This window comes from Acinetobacter sp. P1(2023), assembly GCF_028367635.1.
Classification (GTDB): domain Bacteria; phylum Pseudomonadota; class Gammaproteobacteria; order Pseudomonadales; family Moraxellaceae; genus Acinetobacter; species Acinetobacter pittii_E.
In genome coordinates, this window is sequence record NZ_JAQNDD010000005.1 from 213,796 (window position 1) to 232,276 (window position 18,481).

The following is an 18,481-nucleotide window of genomic DNA, read 5'->3' on the forward strand; positions in this document are numbered from 1 at the left end:
TATCTCCGCTAGTCGATAGAAATTCGTTAAGATCGTAGCAATTTAAACATTTTACTTTGATCTTTTCGAGCTGGACATAAAAAAGTGTTTGTCCCCGCGATTAAAGTCAACGATATAGACAATATTTAGGTAGCCAAATGATCGATTCAGAAGGTTTCCGACCGAATGTCGGGATCATTTTGGCAAACGATGATGGACAGGTTTTATGGGCAAAGCGCATTGGTCACAATGCTTGGCAATTTCCACAAGGAGGCATCCAGTTTGGAGAAACCCCTGAACAGGCACTTTTTCGAGAACTGAGAGAAGAAATCGGCTTATTGCCCGAACATGTCCAGATTATTGCGCAAACCAAAGGATGGCTGCGTTATCGTTTGCCACATCGGTACATTCGGTCAGACTCTGACCCCGTATGTATCGGACAGAAACAAAAATGGTTTTTACTGAAGTTAACTGCGCCTGCAAAAAATATTCAGTTAAACCTCTCCGACCCGCCCGAATTCGATGAATGGCAGTGGGTTAGCTATTGGTATCCTCTTGGCCAAGTGGTGAACTTCAAGCGTGATGTTTATCGTAAAGCCATGGTGGAGTTGTGTACACAGTTGCCGATGCAACAATTACCCTAAAAATCATTTATCTAGCAAATGATTTTTATTAAAAGTGCTGTTATAAATACATTCATAGTCTAAAAAATACTGGAGTATACATCCATGTCAAACATGCAACTCGACACTCTACGGCGCATTGTCCAAGAGGTTAATGCGTCCGTCAGTTTGCATGAATCGTTAGACATCATGGTCAATCAGGTTGCTGAAGCCATGAAAGTGGATGTTTGCTCTATTTATTTACTCGATGAACGCAACCAGCGCTATGTATTAATGGCCTCTAAAGGCTTAAATCCAGAATCTGTAGGCCATGTGTCTTTGCAACTCGGTGAAGGCTTAGTCGGTCTGGTCGGGCAGCGTGAAGAAATTGTTAACCTTGACAATGCACCAAAACATGAACGGTTCTTGTATTTACCTGAAACAGGCGAAGAAATTTATAACTCATTCCTTGGCGTACCTGTCATGTATCGTCGAAAGGTTATGGGTGTTTTGGTTGTCCAAAACAAACTTCCTCAAGATTTTAGCGAAGCAGCCGAGTCTTTTTTAGTTACGCTCTGTGCTCAGCTTTCTGGCGTGATTGCCCACGCTCATGCAGTTGGAAATATTGATGTATTTCGCAAACCAAGTAATGGCCCTGCCTATAAAACCTTCCAAGGTGCTTCAGGTGCAGGCGGTGTTGCTTTAGGTCGCGCTATTATTTTATATCCACCTGCTGATTTGGGTTCTGTGCCTGACCGTGAAGCAGAAGATATTAGCGATGAACTCCGAATTTTAGATCAAGCCATTTCATCAGTTCGTTCAGAGATTCGCTCTCTAGATGAAAAAATGCATGATTCTTTAATGGCTGAAGAGCGCGCTTTATTTAGTGTTTTCTTAAGAATGCTAGATGAAAATGCTTTACCAGCAGAAATTAAAGAGCTCATCCGTGATGGACATTGGGCACAAGGTGCAGTACGCCGAGTCATTGAAAAGCACACTGCCCTATTTGCACAAATGGAAGATGATTATCTTCGTGAACGAGTTTCTGACCTTAAAGATTTAGGGCGACGTATTCTAGCGTGTTTACAAGAAGAAGACTCTAGCCACCGTGAACTCAGCCCAGACAGTATTTTAATTGGCGAAGAAATTAGTACTGCGGCACTCGTAGAGCTGCCTGTAGACAATATTGCAGCAATTGTGACATCAGAAGGTGCTGCCAACTCACATATGGTGATTGTGGCTCGTGCCTTAGGTATTCCGACCGTAGTTGGTGTAACTGAACTGCCTGTTAACACACTTGATGATGCAGAAATGATTGTGGACGCCTATCAGGGCCGTGTTTTTGTAAACCCTCCACGTCGTTTACGTCAACGCTATAAAGAAATTCAAAAAGAAGATGAGCAAATCGCAAAAGATCTCAAACAATATGAGACCAAAGAAGCGATTACTCCTGATGGTGTGTCTGTTCAACTTTATGTAAATACGGGCCTCATGATTGACGTAGTACGCGGAGTACAACGTGGTGCTCAAGGTGTAGGTCTATACCGAAGTGAAATTCCATTCATGTTACGGGAACGTTTCCCGGGTGAAGAAGAACAACGTGCAATCTACCGTCAACAGTTGAGTCACTTTGCCAACAAGCCTGTGGTGATGCGAACTCTGGATATCGGTGCAGATAAAGACCTGCCATATTTCAGCATTGAAGAAGAAAACTCGGCTTTAGGCTGGCGTGGTATTCGTTTCACGCTTGATCATCCTGAGATTTTTTCTTCACAAATTCGTGCCATGCTCAAAGCCAGCATTGGTTTAAATAATTTGCATATTTTATTACCAATGGTCACTACAGTCAGTGAAGTCGAAGAAGTACTTTATTTGCTTGAACGTGACTGGATTGCGGTGCAAGAAGAAGAGCAAGTAAAAATTACCAAGCCAAAAATTGGCATTATGGTTGAGGTGCCGAGCGTACTGCTACAAATTGATGAGTTTGCTGAACTCGTCGATTTCTTCTCGGTCGGTTCAAATGACTTAACACAGTATTTACTTGCGGTTGACCGTAATAACCCGCATGTGGCCAACGTTTACTCACACTTCCATCCATCCATTCTACGTGCGCTAACTCGCTTAGTTAAAGAATGCCATGAATATAAAAAACCTATCAGTATTTGTGGTGAGATGGCAGGTGATCCATTATCGGCAATTTTGCTCATGGCGATGGGCTTTAATACCCTTTCAATGAGTTCGAGTAACATTTTGCGAGTACGAAAAGCAATTTGTCATGTTCCTATGACAGATGCACAAAAGTTACTGGATGATGTCATGAAAATGAATAATCCACTCATTGTAAAAAGCTGGCTTGAGTATTACTTTAAAACGCATGGCCTAGCTGATATGGTCAAATCGAATCGAATCGTAAATGTTTAATATTTAAACGATAAAGGAGAGCAATGCTCTCCTTTATTTTGTTTAAGATAACTTCTACTACAACTAAATATAAAAAATATCTTTTTCAATATTTATCCCGCTCAAACCTTTTAAACAAACATACAATCGGTTTTTCAAATTAATATTGACAGTTTAATCCATTTGAAAAATAAGACTCTGACTCCTAGTATATTTAAAGAGCGTTATTAAAAGATCTTACGTTGTTCCAACAATTGAAGAGGTAATTCTATGCATCGTTATTCACAGGTTTCATCTTATTTTTCCTTTTGTTTTTTAACCTTCATGCAGTAAATTGGAGGAATAACAACTAAAGGGATCTGATGCATTATTAAATAAAAAATAATGGGCTGACATCTTAGTGAAAAGACTTTTCAAACAATTTCTCTCACCATTTGTTCACTCATTTCTTTATTTGATAAACATGAGTTTTTAAACCAGAAGTCCAGGAAAATGAGCCCTAACATTTTTACTAAGAGCTCAATAATTATTACCCAGAGAGAATATAACCATGTCAGACGAATCAAAATGTCCTTTTTCAGGCCATAAATCAAAACCAGAGGTAACGGTCGGTGGTGGCACGCCTAGTTTACACTGGTGGCCAAAACAACTACGCGTTGATTTACTGAATCAACATTCAGAACGCTCTAATCCACTCAGTAAAGATTTTGATTATCGTAAAGAGTTTAAAAAACTCGACTATTATGCACTCAAAGTTGATATCAAAAATGTGTTAACCGATTCTCAAGATTGGTGGCCAGCCGATTGGGGAAATTATACAGGCTTATTTATCCGTTTAGCATGGCACGCTGCCGGCACCTATCGTATGGGCGATGGCCGTGGTGGTGCTGGTCGTGGTCAACAACGTTTTGCACCTTTAAATAGTTGGCCTGACAATGCAAGCCTAGATAAAGCACGCCGCTTATTATGGCCAGTTAAACAAAAATACGGTCAAAAAATATCGTGGGCAGATTTATTTATTCTTGCTGGAAACATCGCACTTGAGTCTTCGGGCTTCCGCACTTTCGGTTTTGGCGCAGGCCGTGAAGATGTCTGGGAACCAGACAACGACGTAAACTGGGGTGATGAGAAAGAATGGTTAGCTCATCGTAATTCAGAAGCTTTAGAAGGCAGTAATCTCGCTGCAACTGAAATGGGTCTAATCTATGTAAACCCTGAAGGTCCACAAGCCAGCGGTGACCCAAGATCAGCTGCGCCATTTATTCGTGCGACTTTCGGCAATATGGCAATGGATGATGAAGAAATTGTTGCTTTGATCGCAGGCGGTCATACCTTAGGTAAAACCCACGGTGCTGGCTCTGCTGACCATGTTCAGGCTGATCCTGAGGGAGCGTCAATTGAACAAATGGGCTTTGGCTGGTCAAACAGTTTTGGTACTGGTGTTGGTAAAGATGCGATCACTTCAGGCTTAGAAGTCATTTGGTCACAAACGCCAACCCAATGGAGCAACTACTTCTTTGAAAATCTATTCAAATACGAGTGGGTACAAGAACGTTCCCCTGCTGGTGCAATTCAATGGGTAGCAGCAGATGCTGAGGCGATCATCCCAGATCCATTCGACCCATCAGTTAAACGTAAGCCAACAATGCTTACTACAGATTTGACCTTACGTTTTGATCCTGAGTTTGAAAAGATCTCTCGTCGTTTCCTTAACGATCCACAAGCCTTTGCCAATGCTTTTGCCCGTGCGTGGTACAAATTAACTCACCGTGATATGGGGCCAAAAGCACGTTATTTAGGCCCTGAAGTTCCGGCTGAAGATTTAATTTGGCAAGACCCATTACCGGCTGCTAACACGATTCCGTCTTCTGCTAGCATTGATGATGCAAAAGCAAAAATCGTTGCACTAGGGCTATCTGCTGGTGAGTTGGTTTCTCTTGGCTGGGCTTCAGCGTCAACTTTCCGTGGTGGAGACAAGCGTGGCGGTGCAAACGGCGCACGTATTGCTTTATCGCCACAACGTGAATGGGAAGTAAACAAAAAAGCTGTTGAGACTTTAACTAAAATTGAAGAACTCAAAGCCTCAACTCAACTGTCATTAGCTGACTTAATTGTGCTTGCAGGTAACGTTGGCGTAGAGCAAGCTGCTCAAGCGGCAGGTTTCAATATTAGCGTTCCATTTGCCGCAGGTCGTGTTGATGCATTACAAAGTCAAACTGATGTCGAATCTTTCCAATTACTTCTCGGCCTTGCCGATGGTTTTAGAAACTGGAAAAAAGACGGCGTCAGCGCATCAACTGAGGCATTATTAATTGATAAAGCACAAAAATTGACTTTGACTGCTCCAGAGTTAACAGCATTGATTGGTGGTTTACGTGTACTGGGCACTAACTGGGATGGTTCACAACACGGTGTATTCACTCAGCAAGTTGGTGTACTCAGCACAGACTTCTTTACAAACTTACTCGACATGTCCACTGTATGGGCACCTGTTGATTCAACAAGCGAAGTATTTGAAGGCAAAGACCGTAAAACAGGCGCAGTAAAATTTACTGCAACACGTAATGATTTAGTCTTCGGTTCAAACTCAATCTTACGTGCGTTAGCCGAAGTTTATGCTCAAGCAGATGGTAAAGAAAAATTTGTTCAAGACTTTGTTGCTGCATGGACTAAAGTTATGAATCTTGACCGTTTTGACTTAGCATAATTTTGTCAAAATAATAAAAAGCCAGTTCAAATTGAACTGGCTTTTTTCATATCAAGCATTGAGTTTTAGACGGTTAGTTTATGCCCTTCCCGAATGCAATAAAAAGGATTAGCAAGCTTTGACGAGGCTTTAATTGCTTGACCTAGAGCATGCTCAGGATCTTCTCTGTCCTCATCAGTCAACTGGAAAGTCCGATAATGAATCGCAACAGAACGATGAGCCTGTAAATCAAAGTGTGCATGTAGCGCATCTTGTGGATTCATATGTACATAGCTCATCAATTCACGAGGTTCATACGCACCTATTGGAAGTAAGGCTACACGTGGTGCACCATAACGAGCATGAATTTGCTTAAAGTGCCCCGCATAACCGGTATCACCCGCAAAGAAACAATGGCCTGTTTTAGCTACAACCGAAAAGCCACCCCAGAGTGCTTTATTCTGGTCACGTAAACCACGACCTGAACCATGCTGTGCAGGTGTATAGATTATTCTTAATTCGTGATAGGGAATTTCTTGCCACCAATCCATTTCAATCACATGAAATTCTTTTGGTAGGTAAAACCCATTCCCGAGTCCAGTGTAAATTGGCATTGCGAATTTTTTGTGTAGCCATTCAAGCGTAGCCAAATCCATATGATCATAATGATTATGGCTGAGTAGAACACCATGAATTGTCGGTAATTGCTCTAGTGCAAAACCTGCAGGGCATACACGGCGCGGTCCACGTCCTTGGGAGGGACTAGCATAATCACACCACACTGGGTCAGTAATAAAGTTATAAGGTCCGATCTGAATCAGCACAGTTGCATGCCCAACAAACCAAACTTGCCAATCATCTAAATCTGCTTGAGGTCGATTTTGTGGCAATGCTACAGCCGTATTTATGCGGGTTTCATATTCACTTTGAATATCTACTTTCCATGTAAAAGACTCACGCGTAACTAACCAACGCAATAACTCTTTTGAACCACGTGCAGGTGATTTAGGCTGTTGATTATAAAAACGTGTATCCGTTTCATGCCCAGACTCGGGATGACAAAAAGGAGGTTTTATCCATGTATGCGTCCAACAGGACTGAGTCGGCAATTGATATGTTAATGTCGGCTTGTCTTTCATGGGCTTTTCTATGTTTTAGCATCAGCAGAATGGATGTGTTCAGGTTTCTATCTTAACGATTAAAAGAAATTAAGCTATGGCACTTACACTTATTTATCATATAAATATCCTTTTTACCGTGGACACAGCCAACCTAAGTCGAATTAGAGTGCCATAAAAAATACATAGATGTGTTGGGTTTATGCGTCAGTAATTACCATTCTTATTAAGACCTATTGTATAACATAACAATTAGAGAATGCCTAAAGCCACCATAGAACCGTACCGTTTCCTTTTTATCGCTTCCATTTTTTAACTTTGAATTAGTTTACTCAACAAAAAATAATATATTTAGTAACAATTACAGTTCAGTAGATTTAGACGGCCTACAAGTTATAAAAATATTATATTATTCTCGTTTTTGCATATTATGAGAATTTCTTAAATGAATATTCAAAACATTTAAAAAATTCTTTGATTAAGTAAAGATAATGTATTTATTGACTAATCAATAATATATTTTATGAATTATTAAAGCCTACTCCCCTATATTAAATCTTTAATGAAAATTAAAATTCCATTTATTTTATAAATACCTAAAGCACCTTCACGCTATATCTATTTATGCTTTATACTTCACTTAAATCATAGTAAGACATTTTTTGGATTAGTCTTATGGAACTACGCCATCTCCGATATTTCATTACCGTTGCTGAAGAATTAAATTTTAGTAAAGCCGCTCTTAAACTTTTCACTGCACAACCCTCCCTTAGCCAGCAAATTAAAGATTTAGAAGAAGATGTCGGTGTACGACTTTTAAACCGCACAAAACGTAAAGTTGAGTTAACCGAAGAAGGTGAGGTATTTTTAGAGCATGCTCGGCTCACCCTCGCTCAAGCCGAAAAAGCGGTTGCTATGGCACGGCAGGTTTCAAAGGCGAAACAGCAACTCTTACGTATCGGTTTCGTCCCCATCGCAGAAATGAAAATTTTCCCTTACGTTCTTCCTAACCTACGACTACAACACCCCGACCTTACTATTGAATTATCTAACTTAAACAATACCGAACAGCTTAAAGCCTTAAAAAAAGGTGAATTAGATATTACATTTACCCGTGAAAACACAGATAGTGATGAAATCCAAAGCCAATTTGTTTTAACTGAACCCTTAATTTTCTTGCTTCCTAAAAATCATCCGCTTGCTCAATACGAAAGAATTCCCGTTCATGCTTTACAAGGTATTGATTTTATTATTCCCGCTGCCGAACAATCACAAACATTACATAACACGATTTTAGACTTCGCTAAAACTCACAATATCGACCTCAATATTGTTCAAAAAGCAGACAGCATGCTCTTCAATATTAACTCTCTTGGCTCTGGATTAGGTTGTACAATTTTACCCGCTTACGTGGCACCTTTAGGAATCAAAAATACGGTCGTTCGTCCACTTGACGTTGAGTTGCCGACACTTGATCTATTTGTAAATTACCGTAAAAACTCACAATCTATAGGTGTGCAAAAATTTATTGATCAACTCACTAAAGTATTTCATCTCGATAAAAACTTAAATCACGCTTAATTATCCAAAATAATTTTATTATTAATAAGGCTATTTTTATAAAAAAGTATAAATAAATATTCTTTCTATTTATTCTATACTTTTTATAAATAGTCTAATCTTGATTATTGTTCTATTTTATCATTTGAGTAAAAGCACGCACCTCATAATATATAAGTGAAAGAAATTGGAATAAAATCTATATAAAACTGGATATTATTTTCACCATTCAATAAAAAATAATATATGTATTACGTAATAAAAGGAGATAAGGAAAAAAATGGTTGGTATATTTCAACATCTTGGACGTAGTGTACAAAACCGCCCTCATTTCTTTATTGCTTTATTGATGGGAGTGATTACAGCCAGTATTTTGACATGGTTAACTTCATGGAAATGGTCAACTATTTTATTAGTCAGTTGGAATGCTTCGGTTAGCATTTATTTACTCCATGTTTGGCAACTCATGAAAAGTGCCGATCATTCACAAATGCAACAGCAAGCTAAAAAACAAGATGAAAGCAAATGGGTCATTATGCTGATAGTTTTATTGGCCTTAACCATGTGTCTGGTTGCGATCCTAATTCAACTATCACAACTCCCTTCTGACAGTTCTGCAAAGTTAGGTCATGTGGCTTTAGCTTTACTCACCATTGTTTCTGCATGGCTTTTTATGCATACCGTTTTTGCCCTACATTATGCCCATGATTTTTATATGGCTTTGTCTAGAAATGAGGAAAATGGAGGGTTAGATTTCCCGGGAACACAACACCCCACTTATCCTGATTTTCTATATTTTAGTTATATTATTGGTACATCTGCACAAACTGCCGATGTATCAATTACCACCAAACATATGCGCCTTTTAAACTTATTTCACGCAGTGTTGTCTTTTGGATTTAATACTACCATTTTAGCGATCTGTATTAATGTGGCTGCGGGTTTTCTTACCAACTAAAACCTTTATTCAAACAACAAAAAGCCACCCTTTTGGGTGACTTTTAAGAATAGTACGTTTACAACAGTTGGCCCATAGTGCTTTGTTTTAAGCCTTCACGCTGTTTAATCGTTTCAACATAACGTGTAATAGCCGGATGTGATTCAATCGTTTTCATTTTTAATTGCCATAAAAGCATGGCGCCAACACTTACATCTGCTGCGGTAAATTGTTCGCCACATACATACGGGTTCGCTTCACTCAAACCTTGCACTAAAGCTTGATAAGCATCATTGTAATCGCCATAGCCAACAAACATCTTTTGCTCAGGCGATACTTCTATTCCTAAAGCTTTATCAACACCAGCAGCTTCCCAAGGACCTGCCATCACAAATAACCAACGATAGTACAAACCGCGTTTTGGATCATCTAAAGCAGGTGCCAAACCTTTTTCAGAAAACTTATCAGCTAAATAAGCACAGATTGCGCCTAACTCATAAATAACCACATCGCCATCTACCAATACCGGTACTTTTCCAAAAGGATTAAGTTTTAGATATTCAGGGGATTTCATTTCGGTCTTGTATGCAACTTCAATTCGTTCACATTCAACACCGAGCTCGACTAAAAGCCAGTCAATAACGACACCACGCGACTCTTTGTTAGTATAAAGTTTAAGGCTCATTCTTATCACTCCTTGTTTATCGTAGATCCTAGTTTACAAGTGGGCTTTGTCAATTTTTGTCAGTAGCGTTTTGCATTTCCTGTTTCCACCATTTTTGGAACAGAAGCTTTTTAAATTCGGGATAACTATCTTGGCTAATATGAAGCTGATGAATTCGATCGATTCGAAAGTGGCGGAATGCCTGACGTAATTCACACCAAGCAGCGAGTACCACTTTACCGTTTAAATATCCCAAAGCAAAAGGCCAAAGCGAACGTTCACTCAAACGGTTTTGCTCATCACAATAATCTACTTTTATTTTTACTTGATTACGAATGGCTATACGCACTTGCGCTACCAGCGTTTCATCAACAGGATACCAATAATGGGCAACCCCTAAGGTCATATCATCAAGCAAATATTTTCGATGTTTAGGTAAGACTGCATAAAGTTTTGAATAAATTGAAACCGCAGCAGATTTTAATGATTGATCAGGAACTTCTTTCAACCATTCTAAAGCTAAAAATAAAGCTTCTGCCTCATCTTCATTAAATGTTATGGGCGGCAATAAAATGTCTTCTTTAAGCTGAAACCCAAGGCCTGCCGATGCCTCAATTCGTACACCTTGCTCACGTAAGCTATCGATATCTCGATAGACACTTCGAACACTAATTTCTAGGCGCGCAGCCAAGACTTGCGCTGTGATGGGGTAACGGGCTTCACGAAGCTGTTGTAAAAGATTTAGTAGGCGAATTGAACGGCTCATTTTTTTCTCTTCTTATTATTTTGTTATTTAACTTAGATTAAGAGGGAACGCATTCCCTCTTTGAAATCTTTTAAATTAAGCGACATCTACAGTAGATAATTGCGCATATTCTCTTAAAAAGCGATGAAGCTCCTGTACATCTTTAGCAATCGTTAAAGGTTGAAACTTTTGCAGAACTTCAACCGAATGCACCCCATAGCCTACCCCGATACGCGGCATACCCAAACGCTGTGCCATCTCAAGGTCATAACTACTGTCACCAATCATGACCGCCTGTTCAACACTCACTCCTGTTACAGTCAAAATTTCTTGCAACATTAGTGGATCTGGTTTCGAACGGGTTTCATTGGCTGCTCGAGTAACGTCAAAAAGATGAGTACTCTGTGTTTTTGCAATCACACGGTCTAAACCACGACGGTTTTTACCCGTTGCTACAGCAAGTTTTAAACCTTGCGCTTTTAAGTCATGTAATAGCTCAGCAATACCGTCAAACCATGCATCATCTGTAGAATTAGCAATATAGTGATCGCCATATGCTTTTAAGATCGATTCATGCAACTCCGGCGCTTCTGGAAATAAGGTCTGCATCACCTCTGGCAAGCCTAACCCAATAATACTTTTTGCTGCTTCATCTGTTAAAGGCAATTCATGTTGCTCTGCTGCATGTTGTAAGCTAGCAACAATCTGGCCAACAGAGTTATATAAAGTTCCATCCCAGTCAAAAATAACTAATTCGGTTTTCAGACTCATTTTGCTACTCTCAAAGCCTTTAATAACTGGGTCATGTCTTCTGGTAACGGCGCTTCAATCGGTGGATAACCCGGAATATCTAAACGCATCGCGTGTAAACATAAACGTCGTGCCTGCGGACCGGCATACTCAGTGGTGTGTCCATATTTATCATCACCCAACAACGGATGTCCAATACTTAAACCATGTACACGGATCTGATGGGTACGGCCTGACAAAGGTGAGGCATGAACCAGAGTCGCATTTTTAAAGCGCTCTGCAACCACCCATTCCGTTTTACTCGGTTTACCTTCTTTAGATACACGTACACGACGCTCGCCATTGGCTAACTCATAACGAAATAAAGGAGCATCAATGAGTTGTTTATCCAGACTCACCTGACCTTTTACAATTGCTGCATAAGTCTTACGAATTTTGTGCTCACGCAACATATCTTGTAGCAGCTTTAAAGTACTACGTTTCTTGCTAATCATGACCAGACCAGAAGTATCACGGTCAATACGGTGAATCAGTTCTAAGTATTTTTTACCTGTTGCTGCACGTAGAGCCTCAATCAAACCATACGCCACACCACTACCACCATGTACGGCAATACCTGATGGTTTATTGATGACTAACAGACCTTCATCTTCATAGACCACACGGCTGAGTAGGCCTTGTGCTACACTGTCACTCACAGGAGCGGCTGTTTCATCCTTTTGTTCATAGCGAATAGGTGCAACACGAATCTGATCTCCAATCTCTAATTTGGTCTCAGCTTTAATACGTTTTTTATTTACTCGAACCTGACCTTCACGAATCAAACGATAAATACGACTCTTAGGTACACCCTTTAAACGCGAAAACAGGAAATTATCAATTCGCTGTCCTGCTTGATGTTCATCCACCTCAAACCAAGTGACACTTTGCCATTGCTGTGTAGAATTCATACTAATATTTAAACCTGAAATTTTGCTAAATTTGATTAATAAATGACCGATTAGCTTAGTTTTTTCACAAGAAATCTAAGCTTAGCCCATAGGCAGATGCTGCAAGGTTTGATATAGTCAGCGCACGGATACCGCCGTAAGTGAACATCTAATAGGGAATTTCCCTGATTGAAACCTCAATCAAAATGATGCTTTCATCACCAGCTCGGATTGGTCCTAAAGAATTATGCCGACGCCGAAGGCTTATTATATCGGCAAAATGACAAACTGTTGCGTTTAATTCAGTTTGTTCAAAAAAATATGTTACCAACTCTAGTTGGTTATGGAACGTAAACTGATACACATCAGACAAATCGCTCCTTAATGTTGCCTTCAGGCTAAAGCGTTGATGCATTGGAACTGCCGAAAGCACCGATACGATGAGCATTCCGTATCAAACTTCCAAAAAGAAGTCACTTCGCGCCCAATGACAGTGAAAGTCATTAACCAATGCACCGCTCACCCGCCAGTGAAGCACTAAGGAAGTCTGATTTAAAGGTTGAAGCAGTATTGCCTACATCACAGACGAGAATCGAAGCTAAGGCTAAATGTAGCCGGTAACAGATGACTCAGACCACAAATATTTTGAGATCTGGGAAATGATCCGTCATGTTCGATGTTCGTTCAGAACCTTTAAGTTTGTGCGATATGTTTGTGTGGGTCACTATTAGGTGTCACACCCATGAAACGTATGTTGATTAATGCAACTCACGCAGAAGAAGTCCGCGTTGCACTTATCACTGGTAATCGTCTTTACGATTTTGATTTAGAGAATCGTACCCGAGAACAGAAAAAATCCAATATCTATAAAGGCCATGTAACCCGCGTAGAACCCTCTTTAGAAGCTGTTTTTGTTGAATACGGCGCAGGCCGTCAAGGCTTCTTGTCTATGCGCGAAATTGCTAACAGTTATTTCCAAGCAGACCCACGACAAACTTCAAACATCCGTGAACTTATCACTGAAGGTACTGAATTACTTGTTCAAGTCGAAAAAGAAGAACGTGGCAATAAAGGCGCTGCCCTTTCTACCTTTATTTCACTTGCAGGACGTTATTTGGTTCTTATGCCAAACAACCCGAAAGGCGGCGGTATTAGTCGTCAAATTTCAGGTTCTGTACGTGAAGAGCTAAAAGAAATTCTAGCTTCTTTAAATTTACCGCGTGGTATGAGCGTTATTGTACGTACCGCTGGTATTGGCCGTACCCAAGAAGAATTACAGTTAGACTTACAGCATTTGCTTGACCTTTGGACACAAATCCAAGGCACAGCGAGCTCTGGTCCATCTCCAATGCTGGTTCATCAAGAAGCTGGGGTTGTTACTCGTGCTATCCGCGATTATTTACGTGATGATGTTGCAGAAATTTTAATTGATAGCGAACAGGCTTATAACGAAGCTTATAACTTTGTTAAAGCAGTGATGCCACGTCAATTAGACAAACTCAAAACTTATACTTTAAACGAGCCATTGTTTGCTCATTTTGGTATTGAAAGCCAAATTCAAACTGCTTATGAACGTGAAGTAAAACTTCCTTCTGGCGGTTCAATCGTGATTGACCAGACCGAAGCTTTAGTTTCAATCGACATTAACTCTGCGAAATCGACTCGTGGACATGACGTTGAAGAAACTGCACTAAATACGAACTTAGAAGCAGCAGAAGAAATTGCTCGCCAACTTCGTCTTCGTGACATTGGTGGTTTAGTTGTAATCGACTTCATCGATATGACTAAAGAACGCAACCAACGCATGGTTGAAGCAAAACTTCGTGAAGCAACACAAAGCGATCGTGCACGTATTCAGTTTGGCCAACTCTCTCGTTTTGGCTTAATGGAAATGAGCCGTCAACGTTTACGTCCATCTCTTGAAGAAGCAACAGGTTATGTGTGCCCTCGCTGTCATGGTACAGGTATGGTTCGTGATTTACGCTCACTTTCACTTTCTATTATGCGTAAAGTAGAAGAGATCGCGCTTCGTGAACGCCATGGTGAAGTACAAGTAGAAGTACCTGTTGAAATTGCAGCGTTTTTACTCAATGAAAAACGTCATAGCCTTGTTTATTTAGAACAAACTTCTAGTGTTCGTGTGACTGTTTTACCTCACCCACACTTAGAAACACCTCACTACGAAATTCAGTACAATCCAGATGGATTTGCACCATCTAGCTACGAACGTACTGAAGCAACACGTTCAAGTGAAAAAGAGTTAGGTTATGAATCTTCTGAATGGCATTTAGAAGAAGCTGATCATGGCCATACTCATGCAGCCCCTGCTGCCAACAACGTAGCTAACCAAAAGAAAGTAAATCAAGCAGCTCAACCTGCTGTTGCTCAGGCAAGCGCTCAAAAAGCAGCAAGCCCATGCGCATGGTTAGAAAATCTTTTTGTTCAAAAACAAGCTCAAACAGTTGATCAATCTCGCTCAGCACAAAATGCTGCTGCCGCAATTGAACAAATGGTGAATACAGGCGCTGTTAGCCGTGGACAGTTTGGCCAAGTTACAGCACCAGCAGTTGCTGAAGTTACTTCGGCTCCATCTAACAATGCTTATATTTCTCAATCTCCTGTTAAACAGGAAGCACGTGAGAATGTTGAGAAAGACGATAAAGTACAACAGCAGCGTCCAAACAACAAAAAACGTAAGCACAAAGAGCAACGTGAACAACATCAGCACCACCATAATCAAGAACCACAACAACAGCAGGTTCATGAAGAGGTTGTACAGTTATCACGCCAAGAGCAACGTGAATTAAAACGTCAACAAAAGCGTCAACAACAAGATCAGCCACATGCCCAACATCAAAATGATGGTCAACAAGCTGAGCATGCTGTACCACGTCGTGACCGTAATAATCAACAACGTCCAAACCGTCCGAATCGCCACCGCGATCCAAGCGTATTAAATGAAAATCAAAATACGCCAGCACCAGCAGTTGTGGATGAAAAACAAATTAAGGTTGATTTGATTGATGCTCCACAGCATGAAGTCATGAATACAGCCTTAGTCATCAATGTTGATCAAGCACAAAGCGAAATTATTGCTTTAACGCCTGAGCAATCTATTGAACGTACTGAAAAAGCACCTGTTGTTGAAGTTGTTCAAGAGCCAGCTCCAGCACCTGTTGCTGCTGTGGAAGAGACAGTAACTGCTGAAGCAGAAGCTCCTCAACCAAAGGCTGAGAAAACTCAACCGCAAATTCAACGTGCGAGTAATGATCCTCGTATGCGTCGCCGTGAACAACGCAACGCAAAACGAGCTAAAGCTGTTACACCATCAATTGCCCCATCGCAAATTCCAACGTTGGCGCAATATACGATTGGTAGCTTGATCCGTCATGTTTACGGTGAAGACTGTACAGTACTGATTGAACAGTTTGGTTTAGTTCCAACATTCAATCGTGCATTGCAGAAATTTGCAGAGCAATATGCAAGTACTCTAGTAACCGAAGTCGCAGCTGAAGCTGAAGATAAAAAGCCTGTTACTCGTGATGCTGAGCTTCCAAGCAACAAGCCTTCACAAGAAGCAGAACCTGCGCCAGTACTTCCGTTGACGCCACCAAAAGAGGCAACACCGCGTGTTGCTAATGATCCGCGTGAGCGTCGTCGTTTAGCGAAACTTGCTGCTGAACAGGCTTTTGAGCAAGTTAAACAACAACATTCTGCACCAGAAGAAGCTGCTCCTGTAGCGTCGACTGTAGAAGAAACTGTGGTTGCTCCTACTGCTGAAACACAAGCGCCTGTTGAGTCAAAACAGCAACCGCTTGAGCTTGATCAGGAAACTGAGGCTGCAGCTAGCGTAGAAGAAACACCAGCGACAACTGTAGTTGAAGCTCCGGTTGCGAAACAGTCAAAAGCAACTGCAAAAGCCAAAGCAGCTACAGAACAGGCTGTAGAGCCAAATGAAGCTGCTGCGGAGAGTGAATCAGAAGATTCTAAAGCTGATAAGGACAAACCAAGTCGTCCTCGTCGCCCTCGTGGCCGTCCACCAAAGAAAGCAAACCCTGTAGCTGAGTAAATCATTTGCTCAATTGCAGCTAATTTAAACAAACCTAGTCATTTCGATGACTAGGTTTTTTTTGTTATTTTTAACCAATTAGGTTGATTGCACTAGAAGAAAAGTTTTAAAAGCATGGTGAACCATGAAAAATACTGTACTTTTGCCAACGCAACCTTTTTTGGATTGATCGAAAAATAAATAGGATTGATATGAGCCAGACAACACAGACCGATATCATTACGCTTGGGGATGTTGCCACTAGACTTCCTAGCTTTATTCCCAAAGTACCCCATATCCTGAATGGTCTTAAACAGGCTTATTTAAGAACAGCAAATACACCAACTGGATTAGGCGTAGCTTTTGAGAAAGCTGTTAAGCGAAATCCAAAAGGTACTGCTTTATTATTTGAAGATCAAAGTTACTCATACGAAGCTTTAAATGAATGGGCTAACCAGATTTCTCACTATTATTTATCTCTCGGCGCACGTAAAGGTGATGTGATTGCCGTAATGGTTGAGAACCGTTCAGAGCTCATTGCTACTATTGTGGGTTTAGCTAAAATTGGGGTGACTATTGCACTTGTGAACACATCTCAAGTCGGTAAAGTCCTCGCTCATAGCATCAATCTTGTAAAACCAATTGCAGTGATTGCGGGTGAAGAAGTCCGTGCTGCAATTGATGAAATTCGTCAAGACTTAAACGTTCCTCAAGACCGTTTCCATTGGTTTGCAGATCAGGCAACGCGTCAAGACGCGGGTACTGCGCCTCAAGGTTATGCCAATCTTGCAATAGAAATTGATCAATTTCCGAAATTCAATCCATCGACCACACATTCTGTTCATGGAAATGATGGCCTGTTTTATATTTATACTTCGGGTACAACGGGTTTACCCAAAGCAGTTATTTTTAAACATAGTCGTTGGACACTCGCCTATGGTACTTACGGCCATATTTTAAATCTTGGTCCAGATGATGTGATGTATGTCACTTTACCGCTATATCATGCAACAGGCGTGGTTGTTTGCTGGTGTGGTGTGATTGCAGGAAGCGCTACCCTTGCCATCCGTCGTAAATATTCAACCAGTGCATTCTGGAAAGATGTACAGAAGTTTAATGCGTCTGCAATCGGCTATGTAGGTGAACTTTGCCGTTACTTGATGGATGCTCCAACTACAGAACTTGACCGTGCTCACCGTGTAACCAAAATGATTGGTAACGGTATGCGTCCAAACATCTGGGATAAATTCAAACAACGTTTTGGTGTTCAGGAAGTTCTAGAGCTTTATGCTTCAAGTGAAGGCAACGTTGGCTTTAGTAATATTTTCAACTTTGACAACACAGTAGGCTTCTCCCCTACGCCATACGCTATCATTGAGTTTGATAAAGAGAAAAACGAACCGATACGCGATAAAAATGGCTGGTGTAAGAAAGTTAAAGCAGGCGAAGTCGGTTTACTAGTAGGAAAAATTACCAGTCGCTCTCCATTTGACGGTTATACCGACCCAGAAAAGAATAAATCTGTGATTATGCAAGATGTCTTTAAAAAAGGTGACTCATATTTCAACACAGGTGATCTTGTTCGTAATATTGGTTTCCGTCATGCTCAGTTTGTTGACCGCTTAGGTGATACCTTCCGCTGGAAAGGCGAAAATGTATCTACCACCGAAGTTGAAAACATGGTGTGTGAATATGACAAAATCGCTGAAGCTGTTGTCTATGGCGTAGAAATTCCAAATACTAATGGTCGTGCTGGTATGGCAGCAATCACACTAGCTGATGGTGCCGAGTTAAATGACGCTGATTTAACAGAAATGGTGACTGTATTTAAAAAATGCTTACCTACTTATGCGGTACCAGTGTTTTTACGTATACAAGCTAAAGTTGAAACCACAGGTACTTTTAAGTACCAAAAGAATAAATTGAAGGAAGATGCGTTTAATCCAAGCAAAACTTCTGAACGTTTACTTGCATTATTGCCTGGTGAAAGCAGTTACTGTGACATCACAAGTGAAATTTTTGACAACATTCAGGCGTATAAATACCGTTTTTAGTTCATTTTT

Annotated in this window: 12 protein-coding genes; 7 read left to right on the plus strand and 5 right to left on the minus strand. The window is 40.6% G+C overall.

Going from position 1 to position 18,481, the window contains the following annotated elements; translation table 11 throughout:
* The first annotated feature begins 137 nt into the window (after window positions 1-137).
* The 3 genes from POD11_RS10025 (at window position 138) to katG (ending at window position 5,688) form a co-directional block, all read left to right on the plus strand.
* On the plus strand, window positions 138-623 hold the full coding sequence (locus POD11_RS10025; RefSeq protein WP_000567255.1) for an RNA pyrophosphohydrolase: 486 nt from the start codon (window positions 138-140) through the stop codon (window positions 621-623).
* Window positions 624-707: 84 nt separating this feature from the next.
* Entirely contained in the window at window positions 708-3,002 is a 2,295-nt protein-coding gene (gene ptsP / locus POD11_RS10030; protein WP_016142308.1) for a phosphoenolpyruvate--protein phosphotransferase, read from the plus strand.
* A 529-nt stretch (window positions 3,003-3,531) separates the two neighbouring features.
* On the plus strand, window positions 3,532-5,688 hold the full coding sequence (gene katG / locus POD11_RS10035) for a catalase/peroxidase HPI (RefSeq protein ID WP_262457091.1): 2,157 nt from the start codon (window positions 3,532-3,534) through the stop codon (window positions 5,686-5,688).
* 65 nt (window positions 5,689-5,753) lie between these two features.
* Here katG and POD11_RS10040 read toward each other — a convergent pair whose 3' ends face one another.
* Entirely contained in the window at window positions 5,754-6,806 is a 1,053-nt protein-coding gene (locus tag POD11_RS10040; protein ID WP_224992341.1) for an MBL fold metallo-hydrolase, read from the minus strand.
* A 654-nt stretch (window positions 6,807-7,460) separates the two neighbouring features.
* Here POD11_RS10040 and hcaR point away from each other — a divergent pair.
* Together hcaR and POD11_RS10050 are read left to right on the plus strand one after the other, a co-directional pair.
* Window positions 7,461-8,366, plus strand: a complete 906-nt coding sequence (gene hcaR / locus POD11_RS10045) for a DNA-binding transcriptional regulator HcaR (protein WP_262457092.1) — start codon at window positions 7,461-7,463, stop codon at window positions 8,364-8,366.
* A gap of 259 nt (window positions 8,367-8,625) precedes the next feature.
* The gene (locus POD11_RS10050) at window positions 8,626-9,303 is read left to right on the plus strand and encodes a DUF1345 domain-containing protein (RefSeq protein ID WP_016142312.1); all 678 of its coding nucleotides are present in this window, start codon (window positions 8,626-8,628) and stop codon (window positions 9,301-9,303) included.
* Window positions 9,304-9,361: 58 nt separating this feature from the next.
* Here the strand turns inward: POD11_RS10050 and POD11_RS10055 are convergent, their stop codons facing one another.
* The 4 genes from POD11_RS10055 to POD11_RS10070 form a co-directional block, all read right to left on the minus strand.
* Complete coding sequence (locus POD11_RS10055; protein WP_016142313.1) at window positions 9,362-9,967, minus strand: glutathione S-transferase family protein; 606 nt, start codon at window positions 9,965-9,967, stop codon at window positions 9,362-9,364.
* A gap of 49 nt (window positions 9,968-10,016) precedes the next feature.
* Window positions 10,017-10,712: a helix-turn-helix transcriptional regulator gene (locus POD11_RS10060; RefSeq protein ID WP_262457093.1), complete on the minus strand. Its 696-nt coding sequence runs from the start codon at window positions 10,710-10,712 to the stop codon at window positions 10,017-10,019.
* A gap of 75 nt (window positions 10,713-10,787) precedes the next feature.
* Window positions 10,788-11,462, minus strand: a complete 675-nt coding sequence (locus tag POD11_RS10065) for an HAD-IA family hydrolase (RefSeq protein ID WP_262457094.1) — start codon at window positions 11,460-11,462, stop codon at window positions 10,788-10,790.
* On the minus strand, window positions 11,459-12,391 hold the full coding sequence (locus POD11_RS10070) for an RluA family pseudouridine synthase (protein WP_239974909.1): 933 nt from the start codon (window positions 12,389-12,391) through the stop codon (window positions 11,459-11,461). Before POD11_RS10070 ends, POD11_RS10065 begins: the two co-directional genes overlap by 4 nt.
* Before the next feature lie 721 nt (window positions 12,392-13,112).
* Here POD11_RS10070 and POD11_RS10075 point away from each other — a divergent pair.
* The gene (locus POD11_RS10075) at window positions 13,113-16,439 is read left to right on the plus strand and encodes an Rne/Rng family ribonuclease (RefSeq protein WP_262457095.1); all 3,327 of its coding nucleotides are present in this window, start codon (window positions 13,113-13,115) and stop codon (window positions 16,437-16,439) included.
* A gap of 191 nt (window positions 16,440-16,630) precedes the next feature.
* Entirely contained in the window at window positions 16,631-18,472 is a 1,842-nt protein-coding gene (locus tag POD11_RS10080) for a long-chain-acyl-CoA synthetase (protein WP_224992346.1), read from the plus strand.
* Window positions 18,473-18,481 lie beyond the last annotated feature (9 nt).